13 protein-coding genes are annotated in these 18,165 nt (G+C 43.5%); 11 read left to right on the forward strand and 2 right to left on the reverse strand.

Annotation, left to right across the window (positions count from 1 at the left end; translation table 11 throughout):
* The 7 genes from KNQ04_RS10895 (at nucleotide 1) to KNQ04_RS10925 (ending at nucleotide 10,383) form a co-directional block, all read left to right on the forward strand.
* On the forward strand, nucleotides 1-2,655 hold the full coding sequence (locus KNQ04_RS10895; RefSeq protein ID WP_214850692.1) for a hypothetical protein: 2,655 nt from the start codon (nucleotides 1-3) through the stop codon (nucleotides 2,653-2,655).
* A gap of 93 nt (nucleotides 2,656-2,748) precedes the next feature.
* Nucleotides 2,749-4,734 carry a hypothetical protein gene (locus KNQ04_RS10900; RefSeq protein WP_214850695.1) on the forward strand — a complete coding sequence of 662 codons (1,986 nt, stop codon included), beginning with the start codon at nucleotides 2,749-2,751 and terminating at the stop codon, nucleotides 4,732-4,734.
* A complete protein-coding gene (locus tag KNQ04_RS10905; protein ID WP_214850697.1) occupies nucleotides 4,731-7,757 on the forward strand; it encodes an ATP-binding protein in 3,027 nt (1,008 codons plus the stop codon). Before KNQ04_RS10900 ends, KNQ04_RS10905 begins: the two co-directional genes overlap by 4 nt.
* A 4-nt stretch (nucleotides 7,758-7,761) precedes the next feature.
* Nucleotides 7,762-8,307 carry an HNH endonuclease gene (locus tag KNQ04_RS10910; protein WP_214850698.1) on the forward strand — a complete coding sequence of 182 codons (546 nt, stop codon included), beginning with the start codon at nucleotides 7,762-7,764 and terminating at the stop codon, nucleotides 8,305-8,307.
* An 11-nt stretch (nucleotides 8,308-8,318) separates the two neighbouring features.
* On the forward strand, nucleotides 8,319-8,729 hold the full coding sequence (locus KNQ04_RS10915; RefSeq protein WP_214850699.1) for an SMI1/KNR4 family protein: 411 nt from the start codon (nucleotides 8,319-8,321) through the stop codon (nucleotides 8,727-8,729).
* A 179-nt stretch (nucleotides 8,730-8,908) separates the two neighbouring features.
* Entirely contained in the window at nucleotides 8,909-9,691 is a 783-nt protein-coding gene (locus KNQ04_RS10920) for a hypothetical protein (RefSeq protein ID WP_214850700.1), read from the forward strand.
* Nucleotides 9,688-10,383: a HEPN domain-containing protein gene (locus KNQ04_RS10925; protein ID WP_214850701.1), complete on the forward strand. Its 696-nt coding sequence runs from the start codon at nucleotides 9,688-9,690 to the stop codon at nucleotides 10,381-10,383. Before KNQ04_RS10920 ends, KNQ04_RS10925 begins: the two co-directional genes overlap by 4 nt.
* A 222-nt stretch (nucleotides 10,384-10,605) precedes the next feature.
* Here KNQ04_RS10925 and KNQ04_RS10930 read toward each other — a convergent pair whose 3' ends face one another.
* Nucleotides 10,606-11,379, reverse strand: a complete 774-nt coding sequence (locus KNQ04_RS10930; protein WP_214850702.1) for a hypothetical protein — start codon at nucleotides 11,377-11,379, stop codon at nucleotides 10,606-10,608.
* Between the two features lie 62 nt (nucleotides 11,380-11,441).
* Nucleotides 11,442-12,152, reverse strand: a complete 711-nt coding sequence (locus KNQ04_RS10935; protein ID WP_214850705.1) for a hypothetical protein — start codon at nucleotides 12,150-12,152, stop codon at nucleotides 11,442-11,444.
* A gap of 422 nt (nucleotides 12,153-12,574) precedes the next feature.
* On the opposite strand from KNQ04_RS10935, the gene KNQ04_RS10940 reads away from it, so the two are divergent.
* The 4 genes from KNQ04_RS10940 (at nucleotide 12,575) to KNQ04_RS15885 (ending at nucleotide 17,778) form a co-directional block, all read left to right on the forward strand.
* On the forward strand, nucleotides 12,575-14,449 hold the full coding sequence (locus KNQ04_RS10940) for an AAA family ATPase (RefSeq protein ID WP_353049720.1): 1,875 nt from the start codon (nucleotides 12,575-12,577) through the stop codon (nucleotides 14,447-14,449).
* Entirely contained in the window at nucleotides 14,424-15,707 is a 1,284-nt protein-coding gene (locus tag KNQ04_RS10945; RefSeq protein ID WP_214850707.1) for an McrC family protein, read from the forward strand. Before KNQ04_RS10940 ends, KNQ04_RS10945 begins: the two co-directional genes overlap by 26 nt.
* 27 nt (nucleotides 15,708-15,734) lie before the next feature.
* Nucleotides 15,735-16,052, forward strand: coding sequence for an RNA-binding domain-containing protein (locus KNQ04_RS15835; protein ID WP_214850740.1), 318 nt, complete (start codon nucleotides 15,735-15,737; stop codon nucleotides 16,050-16,052).
* A 1,633-nt stretch (nucleotides 16,053-17,685) separates the two neighbouring features.
* On the forward strand, nucleotides 17,686-17,778 hold the full coding sequence (locus KNQ04_RS15885; protein WP_483299252.1) for a type I phosphomannose isomerase catalytic subunit: 93 nt from the start codon (nucleotides 17,686-17,688) through the stop codon (nucleotides 17,776-17,778).
* Nucleotides 17,779-18,165 lie beyond the last annotated feature (387 nt).

The following is an 18,165-nucleotide window of genomic DNA, read 5'->3' on the forward strand; positions in this document are numbered from 1 at the left end:
ATGCCGTACAAGATAATCACCTATGAAACAGCGGATCAATTGATGCATCCAGATTCTGAGTTTTCGCCTTATCGTGATTCTATACACATAACCGCGACTAACTCTTTGAAACAAGGTATCGTGAACAATAATGATGATTTTCGTAAATGGATAGGGGACGAAGTATATTCTTTCTCTGAACTGTCTCAGACAATTGGTGATGGTTGGTTCTCTCCGTCGACGGAGCTTCACCAGTATACGATCCTCTCACAAGTACTCCATCAGTTCTCGGACGAGGAAAAAGTGAAGCATCATCCGATGCATGGGGCCATAGACAAGGACCAAGAAACCGTCCTTTCTACTATCCGCTTCCTTCGAGAGAGTGGAATCACATCGCGAAATCTATCCGCACTCGCCACTGCCTCGGACGAAGAGCAGACGTTTTATTATGCCGTCCAGGAGATGGAACGACTAGAGGTGTTCCAGAAGTTCGATGATTGGATTGATGGATTTTCGAATACGACTCTCGACGTATTCGAGGATGCTTTAGTAGAACTGGTAGACAAGGGGAAGGAAAGTAGAGTCGATAATGAAAGACAATCGGAAGCGAAACATATTGTGAAACGTCTGTTCAAGAGTAGGAAAGTAATCGTCCTTCATGGTTTCTACTTCCTGATGCCCATACAGAAAATGATTTTCGATCGATTGAGCGAGTGGATTGAAGTCGTACATGTCGTGAACTATATAGAAGGTTATGAGAGAGGCTTCGAACCCGTAGAGAAATTCTTAGACATGAAGAGCACGACGCATGTCAAAGCGCTCCGCCATAGCTACCCGATCAACATTCATGCGAAGAATTTTTTAGGCGTCTTGAATGGTATGTTCGATGATGAGGTGGAAGGAGACATCTATCGCTTTACCAATCTATATCAGTTCAGAAAATATATCTCTGATGAGGATCATGTCCTCGTATCCCCGAGGGCTGGTACATTGAAGGGATATATGGAAGATCCAGATATTCCTCAGGAACTTCAACTCTCACGATATCCATTCGGTAGTTTCCTACTGGATATACACCGCCTGAACGTAGGGAGATACGATGTCTTAGAAGGGGAGTACAAGAATACTGATGGAGTAACGGCAGACTTACTTCAACGGATTTTTAGTTCTGACTTCTTACTAGTGAAAGGAAAATCCTCCAAAATCTATTTGACCGGGCTCCGAAGAATTTCACCTTTGATGGAAAAAAATGCGTCATTCGAGCAATGGTATGAAGCATTAGGACAAATCAAGGAGCAGCGAAAAGTACTGACGAAGGAGTTCGGTAGCCCTGACTTCGATAGAAAGTATAAGAATGAAGGAAATCTGAAAGATCATCGTATGTATAACCATCCATTCGAGTCCATCGGACATCTTTCAGTACAGGATGAGGAAATCGAAGGCATCATAGAAGGGATGCAGGCCATAGAAACTTTGTATCAGAAACTATTCAACAAGGAAGGGAAAATGAAAGAGGAAGGTAAGGTAGATATCAGATCGTATGTCGAATTACTCGATGGTCATATCCAATCAGAAATACTACCTCATATTATGCAAGAGGCGGACAAGAGAATCGTCGAATCAGTGCGTGAAGCATTGAACGACCTCAAAGATAGTCCGATAGACATCGTGCAGCGTGAAGACCTTCTAAAAGGATTGAACTTCTTCCTTGGAGGGACTCCACATGAAGATGAATATGCTGCAGAAATGCGGGATGGGCATCGGACCTCGACGAATTCAATGGTCAGCCCGATGTTGAACAGTGATGGTCTTCAATTCGATATAAACCGCAATATCCATTTTTGTTTGATGGATCAAAAATCCTTTCCTTATACACAGTCACTTAACCTCTGGCCATTGAAGAAAGAAAGCTATGACGAGCTCTTCAGAAGTAATATAAATCTCCGTCAACTGAAGATGAAAAAAGAACTTGAATTCGAAATCGCGTGCTATCTTTTCTATATCGTGATGTGTCATGCCGTGCATATCAAATTCTCCTTCATTCAGGAGGTGGGACAAGAAAAAGGTCTATCTCCTTCGTATTATCTCGAGCTCATGGGATTGAAGACGAGTCGTCCACCCGAAATCGAAGGCGTAGATTCTTTATCGAGTGATGAAAACAAAGGATATTCTACCAAGATGATTGACTATCATGAAAGGGTCTTTAATATCATGCAACATGAGACCTATCGTAAATGTAAGAGACGAGCACTATACAGTTTTCTCTTGAACGACAGACCAGTCTTCGAGTCAGGTTTTCACGGAGGCTTCACCTTCGAAAATCTGCTTCATTATGGCATACCGAAATCACGAAGCGCATCGGATCATAGATTTAATTTAGTATCTCGAGCTTTCCCTCATTTGACGGACATGGAAAAACAAATGAGCAGGGACCATCATGATGCTTACTGGAGATTAGCGGAAGACCCTTATGATCCAGGGTACGTATGGTTGGATGGCATTAGGTACCCAGATAAACAGAAAAATCTTACTTTTTTCGGAAGTAAGAATAAGGGCCAAGGAAAATTCAAAAAAGAATCCTTCGATAATGTTAGTGTGGACTCTAGTCCTGGTGAACACTGTAAATACTGTCCTCATCAAATGATTTGTAGAGATGCTCACATCAACACCCGGTAAAAAAATTAACAGCCTAGAAGGTGTGGCGAAGGTACAATACACCCTAAGAAGAGGCAGCAAATAGATGAAGGTGAAGGTGAAGGTGGTATGTCCATGCGGATGGTAGAGATGTCGCATAACCCCTACGATAAAATTACGAAAATCAACTACATGAGAAGAGACTTGATGAAGGATTCCAAGCTTTCGAGATTCCAGTCTAAGCCGTTCGATGAATGGTGCGGAGAAGTGATTGATTATCTCATTGATGAACTGAACGAGGAGACGTTCAATTTACGATTCCTCGGGATGAAGAGTGACTATGATTGTCTAAAAAACGTCAGCGATCGATATCAGGGCGTGGATGTCCTCCACGAAGAAATAATGGATGAAAATGACAGAGACATGATGATTCATGAAATACTTGATTTACTCAAGGAGGGGCCAGTCGAGTCCTTGCGAATCGATGAGAATAATCCAAGCTACGAGAGATTGTCGAATGCGAATCATCAGACGTTGGTCGTTACGAATCTCGATGAAATAAGGACTGAGGCATTCAAATCGCTGTTCGAGGTAGCGACGACCGCAGAGGACCATGTTCAACACATGACGCCGATGGAGGGAAGTATCGACGGGGGATACATCCGTTTTGATCATATTCATGCCATCGATGTGCTCGAGTCTTGGAGTCCGAGGAAGGAAGAACCGCTTCAGGTAATCTACTTCACTGACGAGGAATCGATGGATGAGACGTTCGAGATTATCGCAAGAAAGTGCAATAGTAAATCGGAACCGATGACTAGCAAGTTGAAACGTATCGTCCTACGAAGTGAGAGTGCGGAACGTCCAATCGAGAAACACGAGGAGAAAGAAATCGAGATGAACGCCGGTGGCGGCACATCGGAAGTGAGCAAGATCAAGAAGGGTAGTGTGTTCTCGCGGCTTCTCACCAACATGGGCCATCACTTAGGGTATGAGAAGGGTGAGGAAGGTGTCGACATGAGGAACGTCGGCGTAAATAAAGAAGAGGAAGAAAGGACCATCCATGATGAACCCATCGATGAGCGACTCATATTCGCTGCGCTGAAAGAGCATGTCACTGAAAAGAGGGACATCGACTTTTTGAGTCTGTTCAAATCATTGGAAAGAAGACTCCAAGACGCGCGTAGTGACGTCGAAGAAAGGATTACTGGCATCGAAAGGGATACACTCTTTTTCAAAAGTGACGAGCTTATCGAGAAATCGCAGCAGGAATTCGTATACGCCCGTGCCATAGAAGGACATCTGAGAGGAATGTTGGACGTCAATCGCCGGGTGGACACCGCTGACCTTTTCGAGTCGAGGAAGACAGCAGTATTGCGTAGATATAATAGAAGTCTGGAAGACGTCAAGCGTGTACCAGAGAAGACGAGCGAGCACCGGATGAACGAGTTGATGAAGTGCACGGATCTCGAGCTGCAGAACCTACAACTCGATGCCGTCACGGGAATTGAATATGAAATCGCATCCTTGTTCCGGGAGAGATTCAAGCAGGGGATTGAAAAGTATATCCATCTCGTGAACGACGCCCTGGATGCTAGACAACTGAATTCGTCGAATTCGGCCTGGCAATCGCGGTTCGAGGTGCCTGAAATCCTAATTGAGGAACGCAAGTCAAGAGATGGCATGCCAAGAGTTCGATTACTTCTGAAACCTGCGATTGACGCGGCCGAATGGAATTTGTTCGGTTCCTGGAGACAGCCCTTCGATGAGATATTGGCCCATGAGGGCTCCATGCGCTCATTCAAGGACGAGTCGTTCAGGACTTATCAAGAGAATGTCGAGCGAAAGGTCCGCGATACGTATGAACAAGCTGTTAGACTGATTGGGTCCTTAGAAGGTGCCTTCGAGACATATATGATACGGGAACTACGTAAGGCGGAGGAAGTCGAACAGAGACTCGAAGCCGGTACGACCTCTTCTGACAAGAAGCGTCAAGCAGACCTAAGAAACCTAGAAGATTTGACGAGGCAGATTGAATGGATTGACGACATGCGAAACGAGCTGTCGTCCATCATCGAACTGAGACCGAAGGCCGCAAGACAGGGAGGAGACGGAACATGAAGGACCTAGTCGTATTAAACGATTCGGTAGAAAACTTATTGGCGATATCGAAGGACATGATGGACAAGAACTATCTCCACCGCCTCACGGAGTTCGAGTTGATTTCGACCGTACATGAACCTCTTGAAGACGCCATGCAGCGAATCCGCCTCGTCCGTATCGATAAAATCGTGTACGAGAAGGAAGAGCGCATCCTGGAGAAACTGATCAACATCTTCAACGCGGTCGGGACCACTAAGGGGAACATCTGCCTACTGATTCATAGCGATGGCCATGAGGTCGAATTCTATATCGGGACGAAGACTGATGACTTCTCCGCCTCTTCCGTCAAGGACGGATTGCTCAAGAGCATGAAGGGAAACCTCCCCGGTACGAGAACTACTCAAGTACGTAACTCTGAATATCAGGAGATGACACGTAGAATCTTCGACGTGAAGAATTCGAGTAGCTTGACGGTCTCATGCGTAACTGGCGTCCCCTCCTTGAAAGACCTTCGGAACGAACATGATATAAGAGGATTGGAACGACTCATCAATGCGATGCATGGTGAAGAGTTTAGCGCCATCTTCCTAGCGCAAGCCATCTCATCCAAACAGATACTTGAGATGCGCCAAGGATTCGAGGAGATGCATACCGCGATATCCGGATTACGTAAGGTAACATACTCGAGTGGGCGTAACGAGAGCCAGGGATTGAGTGAAAGTAAGAGCAGGGGGATGATGGAAGCTTTAAATGTGAGCCTGGCGAAGACCCAGGCGCATACCTCGAGCGATACATTTGGAGTAGGAGCGTCAGCATCTGTTGGAAAAGGATTCGCGAGTGCAGGAGTCGGAGTGAATTATTCACATACAAGAGCAAAAATGGAGGGAACGAGTAAGACTGAAGGCTTCTCGAAATCGGAGAGCACCAGTCAATCCAGCAACCAGACTACATCGAGTGGGAAGACGATGAGCGTCCAGTTCGAGGTCGGGAACAAGCAGGTCGACGAGGTCCTCAAGAAGGTGGACAAGCATCTCGACCGTCTGAACGTCGCCTCCGACATCGGGCTATGGAACTTCGCTGCCTATTTCGTGACGAAGGATGAGCAGACGGCGAGAATCGTCGCGGCGAACTATCAATCCCTCGTGAGAGGCGAGGATTCCTCGATAGAGGGGTCGTCGATTTCCGTCTGGCCATCGAACCATCCTGATGCAAGGAGCATCATGGAATCGCTCGAGAGACTAGATCATCCTCTGTTCAAGAGTCCTGATGTCCATCAGCTCAACCTCTCCAGCGGAGCGCTCATCAACACGAAGGAGCTAGCGTTAGCACTCACACTCCCGCGAAAATCGACGCCGGGCCTTCCGGTCATCGAGATGGCAGAGTTCGGTCGGAACGTATCATATCTCAATAAGAAGAATCTCGGTAAGAGTCTCGACATCGGACATGTCTATCATATGGGCGACGTCTACGAGACCAGGTTATCGCTCGACATCGAGAGTCTGTCCATGCATACCTTCATCACGGGATCGACAGGATCCGGTAAGTCGAATACCGTCTACGGACTACTCGAGAACTTGAAGAAGAATGATGTGACATACTTGGTCATCGAGCCAGCGAAGGGTGAGTACAAGCATGTCTTCGGTGACCGGGATGACGTGAATGTCTTCGGCACGAATCAAGCGAATACGCCACTCCTTCGCCTGAATCCGTTCTACTTCCCGGAAACAATACACGTGTTCGAACATATCGACCGGCTCGTGGAAATCTTCAACGCCTGTTGGCCGATGTACGATGCGATGCCCGCCATCCTCCGGGAATCAATCGAACGCATCTATGTGGAAAGTGGATGGAGTCTCGAACATTCAATCTGCTTTGACAAGACGCCTACCTTCCCCACCGTCACGGACCTCGTCGACGCCTTACCGAAGGTCATCGAACAATCACGCTATTCGAGCGAGGTGAAGGGCAATTACACCGGAGCGCTCGTCACACGCGTGAACTCACTTGTTCTCGGACAGTTGAGCAAGATATTGGTTTCGGACGAGGTGTCGTCAGAGAAGTTGTTCGATGAGAACTGCATCATCGACTTGAGCATGGTTGGTTCCAGCGAATCCAAATCACTCTTGATGGGGCTGCTCTTCATACGACTACAAGAACATCGGCTACAGCATTCTAACGTCTTAGGTAATCGATTGCGCCACGTCACGGTACTCGAGGAGGCACACCATCTACTGAGACGAACGTCCGTCGAACAGTCGGCTGAAGGAAGTAACGTACAAGGGAAGTCCGTGGAGATGATATCGAACGGCATCGCCGAGATGCGTTCGCTCGGCGAAGGATTCATCATGGTCGATCAATCGCCGAGCCTCCTCGATCCATCAGCGATTCGTAACACCAACACCAAAATCATCATGAGATTGCCGGAGTCGACGGATCGTCAGCTCGTCGGTTCCTCGATAGGGCTTGATGAACACCAGACGTCAGAAATATCGAAACTGGAGACGGGTGTCGCAGTCATCTATCAGAACGATTGGCTCGAGCCGATACTAGGTAAGATATCAAAGCATGCAATCAAACCCGGGTTCTCCTATGCCTATGACAAACGTACGAATCTATTCCAAAGGCGCGAGCGTGTTACGAGGTTCCTTGAAAATCTCCTAGCGAAACGTCCCGACCGTCAGTCCTTGCTCGAAGACGTCAATCGTGAGATGAACGTCCGACCAGGGCTGAAGGAACGATTGATTTCGAAAATACGCAAGAACTCAGATGGAAGGCTGTTCGAAGACATGGAAGAAGCGTTCGTAGGAGAGGTAATCGCGACGTTCGTACCACTCGACGAAATCATGACGTATTCCATGGCGGCGGACACGCTCGAACAATTCGATGAGAGATTCCGAAGAAGTCTGTCCTTCTATGTCAACGGAGAACGGACCAAGTCCTTGGTACAGCAGCTGCTCCTACTACATTATTGCACCTTGCACGAGGAGCACGTCTCCTTCTATGAAGAATGGTTCTCGTACCTAGAAAGAAAGGACGGGTGAGGAGATGCGATTGAACGAAATCCGATTCAACGAACTGGATTCCTATGGGGAAAAGTCAGGGTTCGAGGGAAGGGCGGACCTCCCGAGGACGACGTTCTCGGAGAACGTATACAAGGACTACGATACGTCGTACATCAAATGTCGGAACGAATCCTTGGCAGGGAAGCTCCATGAAGTCAGTGGTGTACCGTTCGTGAGTAGGAGCGTCGAGATGAGCGATGGTAGCAAACGAGAGGGAGTTTTCCCTAGCTTCGAGAGTCATTTCGACGCGAAGCTCGACGCAAGCGGATATCTGTCGAGTGACGCGAGACAGTTCAAGGACGCGAACGGACAATTGGCGGAGAAAGTCCAGACGAGTCCCGAGTTGAGTGAACGATTCACGGAAGAGCAGAAGCAACAGATTGCTGCGGGGGATACGCCTGAAGGTATGGTCTGGCACCATGCGGAGATGCCGGGAGTGTTACAGCTCGTCGACCGTACGATACATGAACAGACTGCCCACACCGGTGGGCGATCCATCTGGGGTGGCGGTACGTTCTATAGACGATAGGAGGTGTCATAATGGAATGGATTTTGAGCAAGCCATTGGAATCGGATACGAACATCCGTGATTACGAGAGAAAATATGGGATAGAGCTTCCATCAAGATTGATTGATTTGATACGTGCACATAACGGGGGACGCCCTCGGCCGAATGTGTTCGACACGAAAATAACGAAAGAACGTATTGCGAAGTCGCTCCTTTCCTTCAATCCATCGTCCGTCGACAATATATGGGACACGACGGAGAACATGCGTCAGAGGCTACCGCGTGACTATTATCCCTTCATGATAGATCAGTTCGGCAACTACATCTGTTTATACTATGATCCGCTCGTCGAGGTTCCAGCCATCATGTTCTGGGATGAGGAATTACAATTAGAAGAGGGAATTGCAGTATCTATTGAAGAGATGATGAAAAAATTTCATTGACCATTTAAATTTTTTTTGTGAAATAAGGTGATAATTATCAAGCGATTTTGAGGGATAATCTCAAAATACTGTACGAAGTGAATCAACACTCTAAATACATGAAGATGCTTATTTATATATGCTTTTCAGTACGAAAATTGAATTGGAAAAGTATAACGATTGAGGAAAGGTTGAATTTCATGACTGAAGATTTGATGATTTTAAGAGAGACTTTAATTAAATTTGTCGGGAAAATCAAGGACGAATCGAAAAATAGAAAGACGAACTTTAAGAAGATAAAATTGGATTTTGATGAGCTCAATACATTTTCTTTTAATCGTACTGAGAAAGTAATAGACGAATATCCTTCTATTTTTAAGTTTATTGAGTCACTTGGATATGATATCGACGGAAATGTTATTCAGCCTTCTTTTTACGTTGAGTTGATTGAATCAACTCAAGCAATTAATATTTTTAAAAAATATTTAGAGAGCTATCGAGTCGATCTTAATGAAGTTGGAGAAATAAACTTTTTTTTAGAATCATTATTCTGTTCAGTATTGCAAGAGTATTCAAATATGCAGGGTGGAATTGATAGTATTTTAAAGTATGAGCTAGAGATAAATAAAATTGACGGGATACTAGCAAAATATATAAGTTGTCTTATGACTGGTCGTATGAATGTAAAAATAATTATTCCGATTTTAGGAGTGAAATGGAATAACATATCATCCTTAAAAAGATTAGAATTAAAGGTGTCTGAAAATATATATATTGAACAATTGACGAGGATTGAACAAGAATCTAGGGTATATGGAGGAATTACAGATTGGGATTATTTCGGATATTTCGATCACGAAAATCTATATGAAGCTAACAGCTCCAATATGGCAATAGTGATAGATGAAGAAATAAACTTTGAACATTCAGATTTATTGTTTTTTAATAGTAAAGTCTTTTTGGTATTCCAAAGTATCATATGAAAATCAATTCGTTAATAAATTTTATTTCACTGGTTGCAGAACTCACTGACATTGGTTTTGATAAAGTATATTTCAAATGTGAAGGTAATATACTTAATGGTTCAAATCTACCTAGAAGTTTATGGGATAAGGTTAATATAATGGATAGTCAGAAGATAACTTTGAGAAAAGATTTATCTTCTTTACCTTTCTCTATTCTAAGAGAGTTACAACAAAAAAATAGGTTAAATAATGAACAACTAAAACTCGCCATAGAAAAATATAATGCCTTGTATAAAACTTATCATGAGGAACATATGAATAGAATCCAAGGAGCACTATATAGACGAACTAGGGCAATGATGGATTTTAATGAAACAGAAGGACTTTTAGACTCAATCATAGGAATCGAGCAATTATTTAGTTCAGGCAGCTCAGAACTTTCATTTAGGCTATCTTTATATGTAGCAAACATTTTAAGGGAAGATAAAAAATTTATAGATATGGAAAAAAAAGAAATATTTGATGAATTTAAAAAATTATACTCAAAAAGATCGAAATTTGTTCATCTTGGAAAAGAACAAAAAGATACAAAAGCATTAATTTTTTTAGAGGCCGTTCTTCTGGGAATCATAAATTCAAAAAAAATAAATTTCGAGTCTAAAGAGAGTCTCGCAAAACAAATTGAGATGATTTATATATTTTCAAACTGACGAATATATTTTTTGAATTATAAAAACACAAAAATTGCAGTTGATGGGTAACTATTAGATTATTGTATGTCTTCTTTATACTTTCATTGATTTTAGTAAGTTTAATATGAGCTTATATTTTTATTTATATTAAAGAGTAAGGAGACGAAAATACGTTCGTCTCCTATCCAACTTTAATAATGGGAGCTTGTGATGATTTTTAATGTAAAAGAGTTCAAAAAATTAAATGAGGCTAATTTTATAGTTTAGCCATCTATTAATTAACATTAAGAGGTGTGTTTTAGTCTCGACAATTGGAGGAGGAGTAGACACGTTTGAATGAGCGTTTGCGTTTGTTGTATAACCGTGCCTAGAAAGAAGTCCAGAGGCGCTAAATTGGTTCATATAACCTCTTATGTTTCCGGCATTTAATGCATCGAACGCATTCACAGCCTCTGACGAAAACCCGACCATCGCATCTCGACTCCAGTCGTTTTTAATTGTCTCTAGAATTTTGTATAAATTGATATAGTAATACCTAGGTGATTTATAAGCATCGTCTAATAATATAAATGTTGTATGGACTAAATTATCATTTTGTGCAAGCGATAGATATTGATGATAGATATTCTTGTAATAATTTTTAGACATACCTATATTCGCCCCATAGGGATTCAAAGTTTCTTCGAATGCCATAGTTTCATCTTTCCAAGGACTCATAGGATATCTACCATTATTATCACTATTTTGATAGTCTGTATAAAAAATCTGGCTCAAATCGTAACTCCAGATTTGGTCGTTCAGTAATCGTTGTATAGAAGTGAAAGCTGCAATTAGGGTTTTTGCTCGATAAATAGCTTGTATGGGGTCGCTTAATATATCCAGATGTGGAGACCCTAGATAAAGAACACGATGTCCAGATAATAACTCTTCTTCGTGTACATTTAGGTGATTTGAAAATCCACTAACATATTCTGCTGCTGGTCCGTAAGTAGTTATTTGAATGTGCCATGTCACTTAAAACAACTCCTAAAGCATAATTTGATTAATTTCGTTTAATGTTTAATTTTTTTCTATATTTAAAGAATTGTTTCATAATATTTCGATTTATATGGATTTAATTCTTTATCAGCAATAGCTTTTCTGAACCTCTCTAGAATAGTTCCAGTCATTAGGGCCTCTGCATATTTGTCGTTCTGAAGAGAATAAAAATATTTATTCAATATTTTAGGATCTTTAGGTGGAACTAGTAATCCTTTATCGTTTTTAAAGTTGTTAAGATAATCCTTACCTTCAGAAAAGGCAATGTTTATGAATCCCATCAATAAATCTCGTGGACGTCTAAATTTGGGGTCTGAAATTTTGGGTGCGAATTTTGTGTATCGTTGCCAATTCTCATTACCGAAATTAATTTCTTGCTCAAACATTAATATTGCTAATGTCGCTAATGAGTTGTGTTTTTCGACACATGTGATGTTTGTAGGCATAGTTCCTCTCCATACAGATTTACATTCCTCTACAGTCGTAGTCCGCAAAAGTTCATTGAATAGAGTGTCATGTGTGATGTTTTTATAAATGCCTGTAATTCCTAAAATGTCAAAATAACCTTGCTTATCTTTTGCTCGGTCGATAAATTTAGGATTAATTTTTGTCATTAAGCCAGAATAGTTTTTCCGATGACGAAAACCGAAATTCAAATTTGTTTTAGAATCATTCAACCATAAAAAGTTGTCTTCTCCTGTCATTTCGATATCCAATAAACCGTTTGACAGTAAATGATAAATATTCATATATTCCTCCTGAATAAAAATAATTAATTGAAGATAATTACATATAAAATATTACATTAAAAAAATGAATTGTGAAAACATAAAAATATTCGTCTGATTTTTATGTATAGCTATTTTGTATTTCAAAGTGACGATTACTGATTCGAGAGGAGTAAGAATAGATGAGTGATGTAAGTGAGACAATTCTTCTCGAATATTTTATAGGAGAAAATGCAATCACAGATGAAGAAGCTATTGCTTTACAAGATGCCAAAAAAAGGTTCTATGAAGGTCTGGTGATTGGCAAGGATATGATACTGAACGATGGGAATAAGTTGGTGAAAGAAAAGGGGAAGAGGCTCTGGGGTGTCCTCAAAAAGAGGGGGTACGAGGGACTCCCTCACGGCATCCAAGTTGATTTTCGACGAGAAGGAGAGAATATCGTGGTCCGTCTAGTGCTCCAATGTCGATACGCGACAAGGGAGAGAGGACGTCGTCCTTCGAAAGAAGACTTGATCAGACACGGTCATCTTTTAGACGCTCCATTCCTAGAAGGTGACGAGTTTCATTATGTTACCGAACTGGGGTCGCAAGCTCCTGACCTGTTGAGAAAACAAATCAAGAATGGGGAAAATAAGAAGATAGAGCTGGTCTACACACACATCGCTAATGCTCAAGGAGAAACACAAGACCGAAAGCTGTCAGACGGGTTGCGCAGGGCGATTGAAAAAATCATACCAAGTTACGAAGCGATACTTGAGGTCGTTCCTTCACTTGTCGAGGAGCAAGTTCCAGCCGAAGTCAAAAACCTTGAAGGGGGAAAAGCAGTGCATCCGAAGAACATGATTCTACAGGGGCCGCCAGGTACCGGGAAAACATATCATACGGTCCTATATGCCGTCGCCATCATCGAAGGAAAGGCGATAAATGAAATCAACGAGGAAGGATACGCAGAAGTGAAAAAAAGATATGCGACATATCGTGACGAGAATCGCATCGCCTTCACGACCTTCCACCAGTCCTATGGCTACGAGGAATTCATCGAAGGTATCAAGCCTGTGGTGACGGCAGGTTCGAACGAGGTCGGGTTCAACATCGAGTCGGGCATCTTCAAAGAGTTCTGTGATCTTGCTGCTGCCGACCATCGCTTCGGAGGACATGACGTCTCGATTGACGCCGATGCACGTATCTGGAAGGTCTCCTTAGGTGGAGCAGGCGAACATCCTCTCAAGGAATCGTGCTTCAAAGATGGGATGATGCGAATCGGTTGGGATGGATTCGGTGAAGATCCGTTCATGGGTTCATCTTCCATGAATCCATCCGAGCGTAGCGTCCTGAATTATTTCTACGAGACGATGGAAGTGGGCGATATCGTTCTCTCGTTGAAGGACGAACATCGTATCGATGGCATCGGCATCATCGATGGGGATGCCGAGTGGTTAGAAGATGAAGCGCGATACAAGCGTAGCCGCAAGGTGAACTGGCTAGCTAAGAACATATCGCTCGACATCTACGAAATGAACTTGCGGAAAAAATTGACGCAGAAGACCGTCTATCCCTTGGATCGTCTATCCGTATCCCAAGTCGAGCGCATGCTGGAAGAGGAATCCGGAATCCGGGAACTGGACGATCAGAGCGAGAGACCATACGTGTTCATCGTCGATGAAATCAACCGTGGGAACATCTCGAAGATTCTTGGGGAGCTCATCACGTTAATCGAGCCCTCGAAACGCCTAGGTGAGGTCGAGGAGACGCTCGTCAAGCTACCCTATTCGAAGAAGGAGTTCGGCGTACCGAATAACATCTACATCATCGGGACGATGAACACAGCAGATCGTTCCATCGCGTTGATGGACACCGCGTTACGGAGAAGATTCCGATTCATCGAGATGTCTCCTGATCCTTCAATACTCCAGGGCGTCTCCGTCGGAGGAGTCGACCTGGAGTGCCTGCTCGACGTCATGAACCGCCGGATTGAGGCGTTGTATGATCGGGATCATATGATAGGGCATGCCTATTTCACTGGACTGTCATCAGACGATGATGTAGATGCGCTTAAGGAAATCTTCCTCAAGTCAATCATTCCGCTTCTGCAGGAGTACTTCTTCGATGATCATGAGAAAATCAGGGCCGTGCTTGGTGACGACCAACGGAAGAACGGACCACAAATTTTGATGGAACGTCCCGATTTGTCTAAGCTGTTCGGTTCGTCCATCTATAATATGGACCTCGAGAAAACGTATCGCATTAACTCCGAGGCGCTCGACCATCGAGAAGTATATGAAGCGATTTATGCAGGTCATCATGCGAAAGTCTGATGTCATCGAGGTTATGGAGTATGAAGCCATCGTGTACAAAGGACCGGGAAGGAAAGTCGACAAGGATACGTTCGAGGAACTCGAGGAGCTCATGCTCGAACTATCTTCGGAAGGAAGGGATGGACTAGATTTTTTGTCTCTGTCATCACGCAAGGGTATCGGCAAGGTCATCCGGGCAAGGAACTACGTCGGCGTCCTGCAGATGCCTAGTGGCCGACAGCTCCAAATCCTTCCGAAAATCCATGCGACGAAGGTCGACTCAAGGGCTGCCATGCTCAAGATGTTGAAGACGATGCGTGAGTTCCCGAGTAAGTCGTTCGACGCGACGAATCTCGGAAGCTCAAAAATGTCTATGTTCGAAATCTATATCAAGCTCTTTCTGAAGGAGGTGTCCCTCCTGGTCAGGAAAGGCCTGAAATCAGATTATCGTCAGCTTGAGGAGAACGTGCGTTTCTACAAAGGGAAAATGAACTTCGCGCGTCAACTCACAATCAATCACGTGCATAAAGAAAGGTTCTTCGTCACATACGACGAGTACGGAATCGATTGCGCCGAAAATCGAATTTTGAAGAAGGCTTTACTGAAAATCATCGGCGTTGCGACGGATGCGAAGAATCGAAAAGAGGCGAGGAGGTTATTGGAATACTTCGAGGGAGCGACCGAGAACCACGCGGTGGCGAAAGACTTCTCCAGCATCTTTGATAGCCGGAAGAACAGACATTATCAGATTCCGTTAGGATGGGCAAGACTGCTCTTGAACGACTCCAACGTATCCAACACCACTGGTAATTTGAATACGCAGTCCCTGCTGTTCTCGGTGAATCAACTGTTCGAGAGTTACGTCGGAAAAATAATCGAGCATCACCTCGGTGAGAAGTGGGAGATATCCCTGAAAGGACCCATCGAATATCTATTCGAAAGTGGTTCGTTCAGACTCATCCCTGACATAGTAGTGAAGTATCAAGACAAGAGGGATGGGAGAAAGAGAACGCGAATCATCGATACGAAATGGAAGGTCCTTGATCATAAAAGTGCTAATTTTGGGATTTCCTCGAGCGACATGTATCAGATGTTCGCGTACGCTAAGAAATACTCTTGCGAACAGGTCGTGATGATTTATCCGCTCGTGGAGAGCATCCCTGATGGTATAAGGGATGTCAAATATACTGACGGTGATGTCACCGTGCATATCTATCTGTTCGATTGCGTGAATGGAGAGGAGGACTTGTTCTGCTTCCTCGAAGGCTTGGATTCATAGAGATGAGCGTTGAGGTGAGATGAGGGAATCAACGAAGAGGAGAAAGAAGATTCGTCTACGTTCCAACAGTTGATATTCGAGGACACAGAGCCTTATGTCTCGATCGAACTTCACTATGTCAATATCGATAAGAAGACAATTGCTTTTCTGGAATTGAAAAATCCGAAGGAACAACCTTACATGATGAGAAAGAAGTTCAACAATCTTCATGAAGGACTCTGTTATGTCCGTAGAGGATCTCAGCAGGGGCATGCGATGAGACAAGACTTCATCCGTTTCGCAACGAGAAAGGAAAATTTTGAATTGTCGATTGTGGACGGATATTTACGTGCTTTGAACGATTGACAGGATTTTTCATCCCTGAAGTGTAGAATCAGGAATCTCACTTCTTTTCCAGTCATGATTACTGATGGATATCTTGAAGTTCTTGACTCCGAAAAAGTTTTGTCGAAAATGATGCTATATGGATTTGAAGAAGATGTGATTGGCGCCGACTTTAAGATGGAACTTCGTCCGATGTCGGAGAAGTATGTGGACCTGCACTTCAGCTTTGGTTCTTCGGATGTCGTAAGGATGCGGATGGATGAATCAGGAATCCTGAATTCAGGAATTCGTCTGAGAGTCGTGCTAATCGACTCTTCCGAGAATACATATGTAGCTATCCATGAAGAAGCTTTTGTATCGGTACGAGGGGAGTTCCTATGGAAGGTACGCTAATCACCAAATTTTTCGAATGAGAGTACGTTTCATGAATACTCTACAGGACGGCTGGACTTTCTACATATACAAAGACGTAAGGGGAAATGACGAAGAACGGATTTTTTGACATAACATAAGACGGACGAGAAGCGGCCCATTCGACTCATGTCGATGGACCGTTTTTCTCATTCACTTTCGGCTCGTATGCTCATCTTCTCTTTTGATACGACGGATTCGTCGCTGGAAGCATCGAGTGTGAAGCAAAGAAAGCCCAATAAAAGATGAAGGATTATTGATTCGATAAAAGATAGGGACGTGAGAATGAAGATTTCTATGATACCAATCTCATTCGCTAAACTGATGGAATTAAGGGCGATGAATAAAATGAAATGGATGATGAATGCAATTTTGTTCACTTCATGTGGATCCTTTCTTGATGCAAGTATGTATACATTTCGACGTCGAATCGCTCTTCTTCACGGATTACCTCATGGTAAGCAATAGATGGGCATGTCGTAGGTGCGAACCTTCATCTCGCATGTAGTTGTGATGCGATGATGAGGAAGTGCTCATGTGGCGAAGAGTCAATTGGTGACGTTGAAAATCGATTCCCTCTATATATACAAGTTCTGTCGAGTTCCTTGAATCATCCGACGTCCGAAAATATAATGGAATTCTCTCACGTAAAGCCATGAACATGATGATTTCCATCTGATCCATAATAGAGACGGAAGAATCGTCTCGAAGTGCAATGCTCTCGTCCAATGACAGACGGACTACTGGATTCATGATATTCGGGGACGTGAGGGGAATGATTTCTTTTTGAAGATGCTGCATGATGAACCTCCTTGTAATAAGAACGTATGTTCATATTATGGTGTATAGGAACGATTTCTGCAATCCCATTCAAGAAAATAACTCATGAATACTTAAGTTCAAAGCTCAAGATACTTAAAGTATGTCTTCATTTTCGAGTATCTGGGAGAAGGGCGGCAGGGTGATAGGTGGAGGAAGCTTCGTAACTTCCGGCCACAACTCATACTAAAAGCGAACGATATGAAAGGATCAGATATATGATAATGAAAACGAAACCCGTATCCCAAGAACGGCTATGGGGAGATGCTCGCTACGCGACCTAGCTATTATTTGTCATTGAATGAGATAGGCGAACGCTGGAATACATTTGCTTGATTGAAAGATGAGAGTTCATGTACAGAAGGGGAACGTTAGCGGACTAGTGGCAGATGAGCGTCACCTCTTCGGAGTCTACACTGGCAGTATGTTCTCACTACTCATCAAAATACTGGATGCAGCCGATGATTTCTCTGTCCAGGTCCATCCAGACGAGACAGCTAGAAGTTGTGCCATATGATAAGACGGAGTGCTGGTATGTAATTGAAGCTGAAGAGTGAGCAGAACTGACATCGTTTAATACCACCCGTTCGAAGAAAGAGATGTGCATCCATTGCGACGAAGACGATTGGTAGCTTCTACTCTTGATGAAAGGAGAGTTCTTCTTCGTTCCTAGTGGGAGGGTACATGCTATTGGAAAAAGAATCGTGATCCCGGAGACACAACAATCTTCCGATACGACCTATCGATTGTATGACTTCGAACGAGAGGATGCGTCAGGTAATAAGCGGTGGGTACATCAAAAGGTTGGTGGAATTGCCAGAATTTAATGTATATCATGTCCAGGCCTCGAGAGGGTTCGAACTCAGGGCAATAAATCGTTTCCGGACCATCACGATTTTGTCCG

This window comes from Exiguobacterium sp. s193 (assembly GCF_018618755.1).
GTDB lineage: Bacteria > Bacillota > Bacilli > Exiguobacteriales > Exiguobacteriaceae > Exiguobacterium_A.

Bases quoted from the DNA above. Each gene is read 5' to 3' on its own strand.
- KNQ04_RS10945 (WP_214850707.1), top strand. From the start codon at position 14,424: ATGCAGGTCATCATGCGAAAGTCTGATGTCATCGAGGTTATGGAGTAT.
- KNQ04_RS10925 (WP_214850701.1), top strand. From the start codon at position 9,688: ATGAAAATCAATTCGTTAATAAATTTTATTTCACTGGTTGCAGAACTC.
- KNQ04_RS10915 (WP_214850699.1), top strand. From the start codon at position 8,319: ATGGAATGGATTTTGAGCAAGCCATTGGAATCGGATACGAACATCCGT.
- KNQ04_RS10905 (WP_214850697.1), top strand. From the start codon at position 4,731: ATGAAGGACCTAGTCGTATTAAACGATTCGGTAGAAAACTTATTGGCG.
- KNQ04_RS10900 (WP_214850695.1), top strand. From the start codon at position 2,749: ATGCGGATGGTAGAGATGTCGCATAACCCCTACGATAAAATTACGAAA.
- KNQ04_RS15885 (WP_483299252.1), top strand. From the start codon at position 17,686: ATGTTCTCACTACTCATCAAAATACTGGATGCAGCCGATGATTTCTCT.
- KNQ04_RS10895 (WP_214850692.1), top strand. From the start codon at position 1: ATGCCGTACAAGATAATCACCTATGAAACAGCGGATCAATTGATGCAT.
- KNQ04_RS10935 (WP_214850705.1), bottom strand. From the start codon at position 12,152: ATGAATATTTATCATTTACTGTCAAACGGTTTATTGGATATCGAAATG.
- KNQ04_RS10920 (WP_214850700.1), top strand. From the start codon at position 8,909: ATGACTGAAGATTTGATGATTTTAAGAGAGACTTTAATTAAATTTGTC.
- KNQ04_RS10910 (WP_214850698.1), top strand. From the start codon at position 7,762: ATGCGATTGAACGAAATCCGATTCAACGAACTGGATTCCTATGGGGAA.